10 protein-coding genes and 1 pseudogene are annotated in these 15,021 nt (G+C 71.3%); 9 read left to right on the plus strand and 2 right to left on the minus strand.

Features of this window, described 5'->3' with window-relative positions; translation table 11 throughout:
- The first annotated feature begins 31 nt into the window (after positions 1-31).
- Positions 32-646, plus strand: a complete 615-nt coding sequence (locus OHA72_RS21060) for a TetR/AcrR family transcriptional regulator (RefSeq protein ID WP_327009506.1) — start codon at positions 32-34, stop codon at positions 644-646.
- 1,435 nt (positions 647-2,081) lie between these two features.
- Here OHA72_RS21060 and OHA72_RS21065 read toward each other — a convergent pair.
- Both OHA72_RS21065 and OHA72_RS21070 read right to left on the minus strand, forming a co-directional pair.
- Positions 2,082-3,969 (minus strand): annotated as a pseudogene (locus tag OHA72_RS21065) (helix-turn-helix domain-containing protein).
- Positions 3,970-3,998: 29 nt separating this feature from the next.
- Positions 3,999-4,793, minus strand: a complete 795-nt coding sequence (locus tag OHA72_RS21070; protein ID WP_327009507.1) for a 3-hydroxybutyrate dehydrogenase — start codon at positions 4,791-4,793, stop codon at positions 3,999-4,001.
- Between the two features lie 141 nt (positions 4,794-4,934).
- On the opposite strand from OHA72_RS21070, the gene ruvC reads away from it, so the two are divergent.
- From ruvC to OHA72_RS21110, 8 genes are all read left to right on the plus strand, one after another.
- Positions 4,935-5,447, plus strand: a complete 513-nt coding sequence (gene ruvC, locus OHA72_RS21075; RefSeq protein WP_327009508.1) for a crossover junction endodeoxyribonuclease RuvC — start codon at positions 4,935-4,937, stop codon at positions 5,445-5,447.
- A complete protein-coding gene (gene ruvA, locus OHA72_RS21080) occupies positions 5,444-6,052 on the plus strand; it encodes a Holliday junction branch migration protein RuvA (protein ID WP_327009509.1) in 609 nt (202 codons plus the stop codon). Before ruvC ends, ruvA begins: the two co-directional genes overlap by 4 nt.
- On the plus strand, positions 6,049-7,116 hold the full coding sequence (gene ruvB, locus OHA72_RS21085; protein WP_327009510.1) for a Holliday junction branch migration DNA helicase RuvB: 1,068 nt from the start codon (positions 6,049-6,051) through the stop codon (positions 7,114-7,116). Before ruvA ends, ruvB begins: the two co-directional genes overlap by 4 nt.
- Before the next feature lie 153 nt (positions 7,117-7,269).
- Positions 7,270-7,656 (plus strand): preprotein translocase subunit YajC, encoded by a 387-nt coding sequence (gene yajC / locus OHA72_RS21090; RefSeq protein ID WP_442788732.1) that lies wholly within the window; start codon positions 7,270-7,272, stop codon positions 7,654-7,656.
- Between the two features lie 90 nt (positions 7,657-7,746).
- The gene (gene secD, locus OHA72_RS21095) at positions 7,747-9,594 is read left to right on the plus strand and encodes a protein translocase subunit SecD (protein ID WP_327009512.1); all 1,848 of its coding nucleotides are present in this window, start codon (positions 7,747-7,749) and stop codon (positions 9,592-9,594) included.
- 2 nt (positions 9,595-9,596) lie between these two features.
- Positions 9,597-10,742, plus strand: a complete 1,146-nt coding sequence (gene secF, locus OHA72_RS21100; RefSeq protein ID WP_327009513.1) for a protein translocase subunit SecF — start codon at positions 9,597-9,599, stop codon at positions 10,740-10,742.
- Positions 10,743-10,822: 80 nt separating this feature from the next.
- Positions 10,823-11,350 carry an adenine phosphoribosyltransferase gene (locus OHA72_RS21105; RefSeq protein ID WP_442788631.1) on the plus strand — a complete coding sequence of 176 codons (528 nt, stop codon included), beginning with the start codon at positions 10,823-10,825 and terminating at the stop codon, positions 11,348-11,350.
- Positions 11,351-11,494: 144 nt separating this feature from the next.
- On the plus strand, positions 11,495-14,071 hold the full coding sequence (locus OHA72_RS21110; protein ID WP_327009515.1) for a RelA/SpoT family protein: 2,577 nt from the start codon (positions 11,495-11,497) through the stop codon (positions 14,069-14,071).
- The last annotated feature ends 950 nt before the right edge of the window (positions 14,072-15,021 follow it).

Here is a 15,021-nt window from a genome sequence, read left to right on the forward strand (position 1 = left end):
TCCAGGTGAGAACTCGGCAACAATGGAAGCCATGACGACGGCGAGCGTGGATGTGGTGGCCGACCAGGACCGCAAGGGTCCCGGCCGGCCCCGCAGCGCCCGTGCCGACGAGGCCATCATCGAAGCGGTCATGCAGCTGCTCAGCGGCGGCCAGAGCGCGGACGCGATCTCGATCGAGGCGGTCGCGGCGAAGGCGGGCGTGGGCAAGGCGACGATCTACCGCCGCTGGCCCAACAAGGAGGCGCTGCTCATCGACGCCGTGACGGCGATGAAGGGCCCCCCGCCGGAGCTGGCCGGCGAGTCCGTCCGCGGCGACCTGGTCACCCTCATCGCCGGGATGCGCACCAAGCGCATGGACCACTACGGCAAGGTGACCGCCTGCCTGCTGCCGCAGCTCGCCAAGGGCGAGGAGATGCACCGGGTGTATCAGGGCGTCATCGAGCCCCGCCGCGACGTGATGCGGGCCGTGCTGCGGCGCGGGATGGCCAGCGGCGAGCTGCGGGCCGACCTCGACGTGGAGCTGACCCTGCTCATGCTGTCGGGCCCGACCCTGGCGCAGAACATCCTGCGGTGGAACCCGAACGTGTCCGACGAGCAGTTCGCCGAACGCCTCGTGGACGCCATCCTCCGCGGCGCCCACGCCTGACGTCCGGACGCTTCCTCCCGGACGCTTCCCGGCACCGTCCCCGCCGCTGTCCTCGGCGCGGTCCTCGGATATGTCGGCCGGCTGCCGCCGACCGACATATCCGAAATTTCAACATATGGCCGCCGCCTTGACGCTGCCGAAGCGCTTGGTGGGCCGCGCGCACGCCGACCTCCGCGCCGGCGCCCTCATCGCCGTGATCGCGGACCTTCGACAGCGCCCACGGCCCAGCGAGTTTCCGCGATCACGGGAGAGCCGTCCGGGCTGATGGCTGGACCGGTGGGTACCGCGCCCCGGGCAGTGATCTCCGGCTCCGGTGCGTGATCGAAGGATGGCCCTGGTCGTCTGGGCGGCCATCTCCGTCCTTTGATCACGGCGGGGGTGCCGGTGTGGCGGTCACGTCGTGTGCGCCGGTCTCCGTGATCACGGGGGACCGGCCTGGGTCGATGACAGGACCGGTGGGTACCGCGCTCCGGGCAGTGATCTCTGGCTCCGGTGCGTGATCGAAGGATGGCCCTGGTCGTCTGGGCGGCCATCTCCGTCCTTTGATCACGGCGGGGTGCTGGTGCGCCGGTCGCGTTGCGTGCGCTGGTCTCCCTGATCGCGGAACTTCGGCACGTGGCCTCGGTGGCGCCCATGGCTCAGTGAGTTTCCGCGATCACGGGAGAGCCGTCCGGGCTGATGGCTGGACCGGTGGGTACCGCGTCCCGGACGGCGATCTCCGGCTCCGGTGCGTGATCGAAGGACGGCCCTGGTCGTCTGGGCGGCCACCCTCGTCCTTTGATCACGGCGGGGGTGCTGGTGCGCCGGTTGCGTCGTGTGCGCCGGTCTCCGTGATCACGGGGAGTGGCCCGGGTCGATGGCTGGACCGGTGGGTATCGCGCCCCGGACGGTGATCTCCGGCTCCGGTGCGTGATCGAAGGATGGCCCTGGTCGTCCGGGCGGCCATCTCCGTCCTTTGATCACGGCGGGGGTGCCGGTGTGGCGGTTGCGTCGCGTGCGCTGGTCTCCGTGATCACGGACCTTCGGTGGCGCCCACGGTCCAGCGAGCTTCCGTGATCACGGGGGAGTGGCCCGAGTCGATGGCTGAACCGGTGGGTACCGCGCCCCGAACGGCGATCTCTGGCCCCGGGTGCGTGATCGAAGGACGGCCCTGGCCGTCCGGGCGGCCACCCTCGTCCTTTGATCACGGCGGGGGTGCTGGTGCGGCGGTCGCGTTGCGTGCGCTGGTCTCTGTGATCGCGGAACTTCGGCACGTGGCCTCGGTGCCGTGATCGCGGAAGTTCGGTGGCGCCCATGGCTCAGTGAGTTTCCGTGATCACGGGAGAGTGGCCGGGTCGATGGCGGGAACGGTGGGTGTCGGCCCGGGCGGTGATCTTCCGCTCGGGGCGTGGTCGACGGTGGCGAGCTGTGAGGGCTCGGTCGTGGGCGGCGGGGGTCAGGCGCGCAGGCGGTGCAGGCGCAGGGCCAGCTGGACCTCCAGGGCCCGCTCCGGCTTCTGCCAGTCGGCGCCGAGCAGCTGGCCGATGCGTTCGAGGCGCTGCGTCACCGTGTTCACGTGGACGTGCAGCAGCTCCGCGGCGCGGGCCAGGCTGCCGCCGACGCCGAAGTACGCCTCCAGGGTCTTGACCAGCGCTGTGCCCCGCCGCACGTCGTAGTCGACGACGGGGCCGATGGTGGAGCCCAGGAACTGCTCGACGTCGCGGTCGCGGCCGTCCGGGGCGGAGCCCAGCAGGAGCCCGACGAAGCCCAGCTCGGCGGTGCTGGCGCCGGCGCCGCCGCGGCCGAGGGCGGCGAGGGCGATGACGCAGCGGTCCGCGTCGCGGTAGGCGGCGGCGATGCCGGCGGGGCCGGTCGCGGGGCCGCCGGCGCCGGCGGTGACCGGGCGGCCGAGGAGCTTGCCGAGGTCGCGGGCGACCGTGCGGGCCAGGGGGCCGGCCGCCTCGCCGGGCAGGAGGAGGACCACGTGCCCGTCCCGGGTGGCTGCGAGGCCGCCGCGGGTCTGGGCGTACGTCTGCGCCCACGACACCGCACGCTGCCGGGCCGAGCCGACGGCCACGGCGTCCTCGCCGACGGCAACGACGACGTTCGGGGCGTCCAGGTCGACGCCGAGGCGTTTGGCGCGGGTGCGCAGGGAGTCCGCGTCGCGGACGGGGCGGGTGATGACGTCGTCGAGCAGCTCGCCGCGGACCCGGCCCTCGGCCTCGGCGACGGTGCGGCGGAAGAGCTGCAGCAGGGCGGTGACGACCGCGGCCCGCTCCAGGATGCGCTGGTCGGCGTCGACGAGGGGACGGTCGGGGCGCAGGACGAGCGCGCCCAGGTTCTCGGCGCCGGCGACGACGGCGGCGACCCACAGCGCCGCGGCGCACGCTGCGGCCCTCGGTCCGGGACGCGGCGAGGGCCTCGGCGATGGCGCTGGCGTCGGGGACGTCCAGGGCCCCGACGCTGGCCTGCCGGCGGCCGTCGGCGTCCAGGACCAGCAGGGCGCCGCCGAGGACCTCGGTGACGACCTCGGCGATGTCCTCGACCCCGGCGCCGCGCAGCACGAGGGCGGTCATGCGGTCGTGGGCGGCGGCGGCGCGTTCGACGGAGTCGCTGTGGGCGCGGACCATGCCGTTGGCCGCGGACAGCTCCTCCAGGGCCGCCTGGGTCTCGCCGAGCAGGCGGGCGGTGTCGATCGCGACGGCGGCGTTGGCGGCGAGGGACACCAGCAGCGACACCTCCTCGCGGGCGAAGGGGCGGGCGGAGCGGTTGGCGGCGTACAGGACGCCGATGATGCGCGAGCCGAGCCGCAGGGGTACGCCCAGGATCGCGACGAGGCCCTCCTCGCCGACGCCGGCGTCGATGTCGCCGGTGTGCCGGAAGCGGGCGTCCTCGGGGTAGTTGGCCGTCACGTACGGGCTGCCGGTCTGCGCGACGAGCCCGCCGAGCCCGGCGCCCATCGGCAGGCGCAGCGCCTGGAACTTGGCCGAGATCGAGCCGTCGGTGACCCGCATGTAGGTGTCGCCGTGCTGCTCGTCGTTGAGCGTCATGTACGCCACGTCGGCGCCGAGCAGTGTCCGCGCGCGGTGCACGATGGCGGCGAGGACGGCGTCGACGTCGCGGAGGCCGGCGAGGTCGCTGGCGGTGTCGAACAGCCCGGACAGCTCCTCCTCGCGGCGCCGCCGCCGCTCCAGCAGCGCCCGGACGCGCAGGGCGACGACCTTGGCCTGTTCGAGCTCGGCGAGGCGGTCCGGGGCGAGGCCGGCGTTGCGGGCGGCGACGAGCGGGCCCTCGAACTCGACCGCGGCGGCCTCCCGCGCGAGCAGCTCCAGGTACTCCAGCATCGTCACGCTCCCATTGTGCTAGTGCCTGCTCAGTGCGCCGTCCAGCCGCCGTCGATCGCCACCGACGCACCGGTGATGAACCCCGCGGTGTCGGTGCACAGGTACGCGACCAGCTCCGCCACCTCGGACGGCTCGATCAGCCGCTTGATCGCCGCGCTGGTGAGCATGATCTTCTCCACCACCTCGGTCTCGTCGATGCCGTGGGTGGCGGCCTGCGCCGCGATCTGGCCCTCGACGAGGGGGGTGCGCACGTAGGACGGGTTGATGCAGTTGCTGGTGACCCCGTGCGGGGCGCCTTCGAGGGCGACCGTCTTGGACAGGCCCTCCAGGGCGTGCTTGGCCGTCACGTACGCGGCCTTGAACGGCGAGGCCCGCAGGCCGTGCACGGAGGAGATGTTGACGACGCGCCCCCAGCCGGACGCGTACATGTGCGGCAGGACCCGGCGGGTGAGCCGGAACGGCGCCTCGACCATGACGGTCTGGATGTAGGCGAAGCGCTCCGGCGGGAAGTCCTCCAGGGGCGCCACGTGCTGCAGGCCGGCGTTGTTGACCAGCACGTCGGCCTGCCAGTGCTCCTCCAGCCGGAGCTCGGCGTCAGCGAGATCGGAGAGGTCGGCGACTACCGGTACCACATCCAGCTCGTCCGCCAGGAGCTTGAGGGCCTCGGCGTCCCGGTCGACGGCGACCACCCTGGCACCGGCGACGGCCAGGCGCACGGCGACGCCCCGGCCGATGCCGCTGCCGGCGCCCGTCACCAGTGCGGTCCGGCCACGCAGGTCCAGGGCGACCACCTGGTGCGGCGGAACGGGATGTGGCGTCGTCATGGCGGGAAACGTACGAGCCTTCGCGCGCGCGTCCCATGGGGCCCGCCCACATACCTTCGCCGGACTCGGTGTGTGTGTCGTGTTCCCGGTCCGCGCGGCACGTCGGCTACTGTGTCGAACACACGTATGAGGGGGTTGTCGGTGCGCGTGCTGGGGGTCGACCCGGGGCTGACCCGCTGCGGCGTCGGGGTGGTCGACGGCGTGCCCGGCCGGCCGTGCAAGCTCGTGCACTACGAGGTGGTCACCAGCGACCCGGACACGGACCTGGCGCACCGGCTGCTCAACCTGGACCAGCGGCTCACCGCCCTCATCGCCGAGCACCGCCCCGAGTCCGTCGCCGTGGAGCGGGTCTTCAGCCAGCACAACGTGCGCACCGTCATGGGCACGGCGCAGGCGGGTGCGGTCGCGATCCTCGCCGCCGCCCGGGCCGGCCTGCCGGTGCAGACCTACACGCCCAGCGAGGTCAAGGCCGCCGTCAGCGGCAACGGCGCCGCGGACAAGGCACAGGTCACGGCGATGGTGACCCGGCTGCTGCGGCTGGCGGTCGCGCCCCGGCCCGCCGATGCCGCCGACGCCCTCGCTCTGGCAATCTGTCATGTCTGGAGGGGCGGCACCCGGGACCGCATCCAGGCGGCGCTGAGGAGAGCACGATGATCGCGAGTGTGCGGGGGCGGGTCGCCGCCGTGTCGCCGGACGGAGCCGTGATCGAGGTCGGCGGGGTCGGCCTCGCCGTGCACTGCTCGCCGCACACGCTGGCGGAGCTGCGGGTCGGGCAGGAGGCCACCCTCGCGACGTCGCTGATCGTGCGCGAGGACTCGCTGACGTTGTACGGGTTTGCCGACGACGACGCGCGACGGCTGTTCGAGCTGCTGCAGACCGCGACGGGTGTCGGGCCGAGGCTCGCGCAGGCGGTGCTCGCCGTGCACACCCCCGAGGTGGTGCGCCGGGCCATCGCCGGCAACGACACCTCGACGCTGACCCGGGTGCCGGGCATCGGCAAGAAGGGCGCCGAGCGCCTCGTGCTCGAGCTGCGCGACAAGATCGGCGCGCTCCCCGGCGACGGCGCGGCGCTGGTCGGCGTCGGACCCGGCGCGGTGTGGGCCGAGCAGGTCCGCCAGGCGCTCACCGGCCTCGGCTGGACCGCCGGCCAGGCGGACCAGGCCGTCGCCGCCGTCGCCGAGCAGCTCGACGGCGGCACCGTCCCGCCGGTGCCGGTGCTGCTCAAGCAGGCGATCCGCATGCTGGGCACCATCCGGTGACGGACCCCCTCGTCAGTGCGTATGCGGCGGAGGAGGACCAGGCCGCCGAGCAGAGCGTGCGCCCGAAGCGGCTCGCCGAGCTGATCGGGCAGCACCGGGTCCGGGAGCAGCTGGACCTGCTGCTGCAGAGTGCGCTGCGCCGCGGCAGCCCGCCGGATCACATCCTGCTGTCCGGCCCGCCGGGCCTGGGCAAGACGACCCTCGCCATGATCGTCGCCGCGGAGCTGTCCGCCGGCCTGCGGATGACCAGCGGCCCGGCGATCGAGCGCGCGGGGGACCTCGCCGCGGTGCTCACCAGCCTGTCCGAGGGCGACGTGCTGTTCATCGACGAGATCCACCGCATCGCGAAGCCGGCCGAGGAGCTGCTGTACAGCGCGATGGAGGACTTCCGGGTCGACGTCGTCGTCGGCAAGGGGCCCGGGGCGACCGCCATCCCCCTGGACGTGGAGCCGTTCACGCTGGTCGGCGCGACGACCCGCAGCGGGCTGCTGACCGGCCCGATGCGCGACCGCTTCGGCTTCGTCGGCCAGCTGGAGTTCTACGACCCGGACGAGCTGGAGATGATCATCGCGCGGTCGGCGCGGATCCTCGACGTGCCGATCACCGACGAGGGCTCCGTGGAGATCGGCCGGCGCTCCCGCGGCACGCCACGCATCGCCAACCGGCTGCTGCGCCGGGTCCGCGACTACGCCGAGGTGCGCGGCACCGGCGTGGTCGACCTGGCCGCCGCGAAGGCCGCCCTCGCCGTGTACGACGTCGACGAGCTCGGCTTGGACCGCCTCGACCGGGCGGTGCTGCGGGCGCTGATCCGCCAGGGCGGGGGACCGGTCGGGCTGTCGACCCTCGCCGTGGCCGTCGGTGAGCAACCCGACACCGTCGAAGAGGTCTGTGAACCTTTCCTGCTGCGGACGGGCCTGCTCGCGCGTACGCCACGTGGGCGAGTGGCCACGCCGAGCGCATGGCGTCATCTCGGCCTGCCGGTTCCCGCTGGTACCGTCGGTGGCGGGAGCCACGCAGGGGGAACATCGCCGCAAATGCCCGATCTTTTCAGCTTGGAGCCGTAGCGTCCCAAGCTGTCGTGATCGGACCGTGATAGATGCCGGTCTGCGTGTCTTCCGACACACCGACTAGACTCGCCGCGGTCCGCCGCGCGGACTTCATACTTCGCTCGGTGCGCCCAGGCCCCTGGGTCCCGAGCCGACCGGAAGGCCATGATCGTGCTGTTCGCCGAGGCACAGGGTTCAGGTGGCAGTGGGTATACCTCCCTGTTGTTCATCGTGGGGATCTTCGCCCTCATCTACTTCATGATGATCCGCCCGCAGCAGCGTCGCCGCCGGGAAGTCCAGAACATGCAGTCCGCCATGGGGATCGGTGACGAGATCATCACCGTGGGTGGGCTGTATGGCACCATTCGCAGCATCGACGAGGACAGCGTCGTGCTGGAGATCGCGCCCGGCGTCACCGCCAGATACGCCAAGGCCGCGATCGGCAAGGTGAACCAGAAGGCCGTCAGCGACGACGACGCCCTCGACGACGAGGCCGCCACCGAGACGACCGAGGAAGAGTCGCCGGCGCCCGGGACCACGCCCAAGTCCCTGGACTGAGCGCCGGCTGACCGCTGACTGACCGCCGCACCACCACGAACAAGCACGCCGCGCACCCCGCCGGCGTTAGTGCAGGGAGACCCGACAGCCGTGGCACAACCTCAGGCACCGATGCACCCGGGCCGTCAGCTCGGTGTGCTCGGCACCATCTTCGTTCTGCTCGCCATCTGGGTGTGGTTCGGCGGTGACGGCGGCTGGCGTGACCGGCTTGAGCCGAACCTCGGCCTGGACCTCATCGGCGGGACCACGGTCACGCTGCAGGCGAAGACCGACAACGGCAAGCCCCCGACGAAGCAGCAGATGGAGACCGCCAAGGACATCATCGACAGCCGTGTCAACGGCCTCGGTGTCTCCGAGGCCGAGGTCCTCATCGAGGGCGACACCAACATCGTGGTCTCCCTGCCGGGTAAGAGCGACGACCGGTTGAAGCAGATCGGCCAGACCGCCGAGCTGCGCTTCCGGACGGTGCTGGGCTCGACCGCCGACATCGGCGACACCAACCCGTCGGCGTCCGCCTCTGCGTCGGCCTCCGACTCCGCCTCCGCGTCGGCTCCCGCGTCGGCCTCGGCCTCGGCGTCCGCCAGTGCCAAGCCGTCCGCGTCCGCGTCGGCGGCCGCCTCCTCGGCCGCGCCGTCCTCCGTCGCGCCGTCCGCGTCGGCGTCTGCGTCGGGCTCCGCGGCCCCCGTGCCGGCGGACGTCGCGCAGCTGCGCGCCGCGGTGCAGAAGAAGCTCGGCGACTCCGTCATGGCCGCCGCGGCCCAGGAGACCGCGCCGGTCGACCTGGCCGCCGACCCGGCGAAGGCACAGCTCTACGCGCCGTTCAAGACGCTGACCCCGGAAGAGGTCGCGGTCCTGCCGGCGGGGGTGCAGTTCAACATCCCGTTCGTCACCTGCGACAAGCTCAACAACCGCCCGGTCGGCTCGATCCGCACCCCCGAGCAGCAGGCCGTCGCGTGCGAGCCCGGCACCAAGTACATGCTCGACGTCGCCAAGGTGCTCGGCACCGACGTCTCCAAGGCCGACTCGTCGATCGACTCGACCAACGGCAAGTGGATCGTCACGATGTCGTTCAACAGCAAGGGCCAGGACCGCTGGACCAACCTGACCCGCGAGGCGTGGAACAACGGCACCGACAGCAAGCAGGTCGCGGTCGTGCTCGACAACACCGTGGTGTCCGCCCCGGTCATCGAGAGCGTCATCCCCGGCGACGCGCGGATCACCGGCTCGTTCACCAAGCGTGACACCGAGCTGCTGGCCAACCAGCTGCAGTACGGCGCGCTGCCGCTGTCGTTCATCCCGCAGGACGCGCAGAGCATCTCCGCCACGCTGGGCAGCTCGCACCTGGAGGCGGGCGTGCTCGCCGCCGGCATCGGCCTGCTGCTGGTCGTGCTGTACTCGTTCTTCTACTACCGGCTCCTCGGCCTGGTCATCACGCTCAGCCTGGTGCTGTCCGGCGCGATGGTCTACATGGCGCTGATCATCCTGGGCCGGACCATGGGCTTCACCCTGACGCTCGCCGGGTTCGCCGGCTTCATCGTGTCGCTGGGCGTCGCCGCCGACTCGTTCGTCATCTACTTCGAGCGGCTCAAGGACGAGATCCGCGACGGGCGCAGCCCGCGCAGCGCGGTCCCTCGCGCCTGGGTCCGGGCCCGCCGCACGATCATCTCCGCCAACGCGATCACCCTGCTCGCCGCCGCGGTGCTGTACTTCTTCTCCATCGGCTCGGTCAAGGGCTTCGCGTTCGCCCTGGGTGTCGCGACCATCCTCGACCTCGTCGTCGTGTTCCTCTTCCGCCATCCGATCATGACGTTGTTCGCGCGCAGCAAAGCGTTCTTGTCACCGAGGGTCTCCGGCCTCGGCCGGATCGTCGAGCAGCGTCCAGGCACCACCGGTGTGGCGCCCTCCGCCCCCCGTCGTAACCGCCCGAAGGAGGTCTGACGATGAGTGGCAAAGGTGGCATCGCAGCCCGGCTCTACCGTGGTGAAGCCAACGTCAACGTCGTCGGTCGCCGGCGGCTCTGGTTCACCGTCGCCGGGATCGCCCTGCTGATCGCGATCGGCAGCATGGTGTTCAAGGGCTTCACGCTCGGCATCGAGTTCGAGGGCGGCAACCAGTACAACGTGCCGGTCAGCGTCGGCTCGCTCGAGTCGGTCGAGCAGGCGTTCGGCGACGCCGGCGTCGAGGTCAAGACGGGCCAGACGGTCGGTGACAAGCAGTACGTCATCAAGACCGAGCTGATCACCGACGCGGCCCGGCAGACCGAGATCAAGGAGAAGGTCGCCGACACCTTCAACATCGACCCGGCCCAGATCAGCGACAGCGCCGTCAGCACGTCCTGGGGCGGCCAGGTCACCAACAAGGCCCTGCAGAGCCTGGTGATCTTCCTGGCGCTGGTGACGGCGTACCTGGTGTTCCGCTTCGAGTGGCGGATGGCGGTGGCGGCGATCGCGTCGCTGCTGCTGGACCTGGTGCTCACCGGCGGCGTGTACTCCCTGGTCGGGTTCGAGGTCACGCCCTCCACGGTCATCGGCTTCCTGACGATCCTCGGTTTCGCGCTCTACGACGTCGTCGTGGTGTTCGACAAGGTGCAGGAGAACACCCGGGGCATCACCGGCAACAACAACAGCACCTACGCCGAGGCCGCCAACCTGGCGGTCAACCAGACCCTGATGCGCTCCATCAACACCGGTCTGGTCGCGCTGCTGCCCGTCGGCGGCCTGCTGTTCATCGGCGCCGGCCTCCTCGGCGCAGGCACGCTGAAGGACCTCGGTCTGGTGCTGTTCATCGGTATGGGCGTCGCGGTGTACTCCTCGATCTTCTTCGCCACGCCGGTCCTCGCCGAGCTCAAGGTCCGCGAGCCGCGCCTGCAGGCACACGAGACCCGGGTGGCGAACCGCCGCGCCGCGCTTGCCAAGCAGGCCACCCAGGCGCCCGTCGTGGACAGCGACGGCGTGGAGATCGGCCGGTCCGGGGAGCGCTCCGAGCTCGCCGGCTCGGCGCCCCGCCCGGGTGCCCGGCCGAACAGCCGCCCCGGGCAGTCGAAGCGGCCCAGGGCCGGCGGCAGGCCCGGCTCCGGCCGTCGCTGACCTTTCCTCACCCAACGTTCACCCGGCACGGGCGTCGCTTCGCAGCGGCGCCCGTGCCGCTTTCCTGTGGAGGTAACCCGGTGGAGATCTCGGAGCTGGTCGCGAGCAAGGTCGTCGACGTGCCCGACTTTCCCAAGCCCGGCATCCTGTTCAAGGACCTGATGCCGCTGTTCGCCGACGGCCCGGCGTTCGCCGCCGTCGTCGATGCGATCATCGCCGAGCACGGCGCGGACAGCTTCGACGTGGTCGCCGGGATCGAGGCCCGCGGGTTCGTGATCGCCGCGGCCGTCGCGTACGCCACCGGCAAGGGCATCGTGCCGGTCCGCAAGGCCGGCAAGCTGCCCCGCGCGACCGTCTCGGCGAGCTACGCCCTGGAGTACGGCTCGGCGGTCATCGAGGTGCACGAGGACGCCTTCGCCGCGGGGGAGCGGGTCCTGGTCGTCGACGACGTGCTCGCGACCGGGGGTACCGCCGCGGCCACCCTCGAACTCGTCGAACGCGCCGGCGGTCGGGTCAGCGGATTCAGCGTGCTGCTGGAGCTCGCGTTCCTCGACGGGCGGGCCCGGATCGCCCCGCGTCCGGTTCATGCCCTGCTGACCGTGTCCTGATCCCGCTTCGGCGTTCTTGCAGCCGTCCGTCGGACTGGGAATGTCGGTGGGGGCGGGTACGCTTGCGGTTCATACGTTGACGGCGATGAGGAGTGGCCGGTGACCGGCGACATCGCATCCCCGAAGGGGGGTACGGTCAAGCGGATGGGCGCTGCGTCGACACCGGAGGCGGTCCACGTGCAGGACGACCAGCAACAGGCACCGCAGGGCGGCGAGCCGGAGACGGCCGAGGCCGGCGGTGTGGTGCTGCAGTTCCCGACTCCCGACGGCGGCGTGGTGCACAACCGGCGCTCGACGGACCCCGGCTACGCCGGGGCATCCGCGACGCCGACCGCCGCACCCACGCCCGCGCCGGCACCGACGCCCGCGCCGGTGCGCCGTGTCGCAGACGACCTCGGCGAGGACACCGAGGACCTGACCGAGGCCGCCAACTCGATGGCCGGCACCGCGCTGGGCCTGGTCGGCGCCGCGCCCACGGGCCGCAGGGTCCGCGCGCGCCTGGCCCGGTTCAACGCGCCGTGGCAGAGCCCGTCGGTCAGCGAGGTCCTCGAGCCGCTGATCGCGCAGCACAAGGCCAGCCACCCGAAGGCCGACGTGCGGCTGCTGCAGCGGGCGTATGACATGGCCGAGCACTTCCACAAGGGGCAGTACCGCAAGTCCGGCGACCCCTACATCACGCACCCCCTCGCGGTCGCCACGATCCTCGCCGACCTCGGCATGGACACCACGACCCTGGTCGCGGCGCTGCTGCACGACACGATCGAGGACACCGAATACACCATCGAGCGGATCCAGGTCGACTTCGGCGGCGAGGTCACGCTCCTCGTCGACGGCGTCACCAAGCTCGACAAGGTGAAGCTCGGCGACGCCGCGAAGGCCGAGACGATCCGCAAGATGGTCGTCGCGATGGCCAAGGACCCGCGGGTCCTGGTCATCAAGCTCGCCGACCGGCTGCACAACATGCGGACCCTGACCTTCCTGCCCCGCCCCAAGCAGGAGCAGAAGGCCAAGGAGACCCTGGAGATCCTGGCGCCGCTCGCGCACCGCCTCGGCATGAACACGATCAAGTGGGAGCTGGAGGACCTGGCGTTCCGCACGCTGTTCCCGAAGCGGTTCGACGAGATCAGCCGGCTGATCGCCGAGCACACCCCGCAGCGGGACTCGCTGCTGCGCACCGTGACCCAGAAGGTCGCCACCGACCTCAAGTCGGCAAAGATCAAGTCTGAGGTGACCGGCCGGCCGAAGCACCTCTACTCCGTCTACCAGAAGATGATCGTCCGGGGCCGCGACTTCGGCGACATCTACGACCTGGTCGGCGTGCGGATCCTGGTCGACACGGTCCGCGACTGCTACGCCGCACTCGGTGTCATCCACGCGAACTGGCAGCCCGTCCCGGGCCGGTTCAAGGACTACATCGCGATGCCGAAGTTCAACATGTACCAGTCGCTGCACACCACCGTGATCGGCCCCACCGGCAAGCCGGTCGAGCTGCAGATCCGCAGCTACGCCATGCACCGCACCGCGGAATACGGCATCGCCGCGCACTGGCGCTACAAGGAGTCCAAGAACGCCACGATCGCCGGCCCGCCCGCCCACATCGACGAGATGACGTGGCTGCGGCAGCTGCTGGACTGGCAGCGGGAGGCCAGCGACCCGTCGGAGTTCCTCGACGCGCTGCGCTTCGACCTGTCCAGCCAGGAGGTCTACGTCTTCACGCCCAAGGGCGACGTGATCGCGCTGACCACCGGCTCCACCCCGGTCGACTTCGCCTACGCCGTGCACACCGAGGTCGGCCACAAGTGCATCGGCGCCCGGGTCAACGGCAAGCTCGTCCCCCTCGAGAGCACGCTGTCCAACGGCGACGTCATCGAGATCTTCACCTCCAAGTCGGAGACCGCCGGCCCGACCCAGGACTGGCTCGGCTTCGTCAAGAGCCCCCGCGCCCGCACCAAGATCCGGCAGTACTTCAACAAGGAGCGCCGCGAGGAGGCGATCGAGGCCGGCAAGGAGGCGATCGTCAAGGCCATGCGCAAGCAGGGCCTGCCACTGCAGCGCCTGCTGACCTCCGAGTCCCTCATGACGATCGCCCGCGAGCTGCACCTCGCCGACGTCGCGGCCCTCTACGCCGCGGTCGGCGACGGCCAGGCCTCCGCCCAGTCGATCGTGCAGCGCCTCGTCGCCGGCTACGGCGGTGAGGAGGGCGCCGTCGAGGACATCGCCGAGACCGCCATCCCCACCCGCCCCTCCCGCACCCGCACCGCCGCCTCCGACCCCGGCGTCGAGGTCCTCGGCGTCGACGACGTCTGGATCAAGCTCGCCCGCTGCTGCACCCCGGTCCCCGGCGACGCCGTCTTCGGCTTCGTCACCCGCTCCGGCGGCGTCAGCGTCCACCGCGACGACTGCGCCAACGCGGGCGACCTCAAGGAGCAGCCGGAGCGCGTCCTCGAGGTCAACTGGAAGCCCACCAGCGCCTCCACGTTCCTCGTCGCCATCCAGGTCGAGGCCCTCGACCGCCACAAGCTCCTCGCCGACGTCACCCGCGTCCTGTCCGAGGAGAAGGTCAACATCCTCTCCGCGACGGTCACGACGACCCGCGACAGGGTGGCGATCAGCAGGTTCAGCTTCGAGATGGCCGACCCGAAGCACCTCAACCACCTCCTCGCCGCGGTCCGCCGCATCGACGGCGTCTACGACGCCTACCGCGTCACCTCCGGCGCCTGACCGCCCACCCCTGCCGCCTTCCTTCGCACCCCGCTCCGGCACGGCGCTCCGCGTCGCAGCGTCGGCCCGAGCAGCGTTGGCCCGAGCCGCGCTTTGATGCGTGCCGTGCTGTGAGTTCGCCGGTTTTGTCCGCCTTACGGCATTCGCCGGTCGCCCGTCGTACGCGGTGGCTTGATCGAAGTCGCCGGGCGGCTGTCCCGGGTGGCCAGATCTCGCCGTTGATCACGGCGGATGGGGAGTCGGCGGGGGAGGAAAGCCGTGAGGCGGGCGGTTCCGGACGTATGTGAGGTGTCCGAATGTCGCTGCGGTCCTGCGTGCCGATGCGCCGGTCTCCGCTGCGGTGGGGCCACATCAGATGGCAGGTCGCGTCAGGCAGCAGGTCGCGCGGCCGTGCCGCGGTGTGGACAGGGGCGCCGGGTGGCGGGCCGCGCTTGATGCGGGCCGTGCCGTGAATGCATCGGTTTGTTCGCCTTTCGGTATTCGCCGGTCACCCGTCGTCCGCGGTGGCTTGATCGAAGTCGTTGGGTGGCTGTCCGGGTGGCCAGATCTCGCCGTTGATCACGGCGGGTCGGGGTTCGGCGGTGAGGAAGCCGTGAGGTGGGCGGTTCCGGACGTGTGGGAGGTGTCCGAATGTCGGCGCGGTCCTGCGTGCCGATGCGCCATTCTCCGCTGCGACGTGGCCACGCTGGGCGGCAGGTCGCTCCTGGTGGCGGGCCGCGCTTGTTGCGGGCCGTGCTGTGGGCGCACCGGTTTTGTTCGCCTTTCGGCGTCTACTGTCGCCCAATCTCCGAAGTGGCTTGATCGAAGTCGTTGGGTGGCTGTACGGGTGGCCAGATCTCGCCGTTGATCACGGCGGATGGGGATTCGGCGGGGAGGAAAGCCGTGGGGCGGGCGGTTCCGGAAGTGTGGGAGGTGTCCGAATGTCGGCGCGGTCCTGCGTGCCGATGCGC

Source organism: Dactylosporangium sp. NBC_01737, from assembly GCF_035963215.1.
GTDB lineage: Bacteria > Actinomycetota > Actinomycetes > Mycobacteriales > Micromonosporaceae > Dactylosporangium.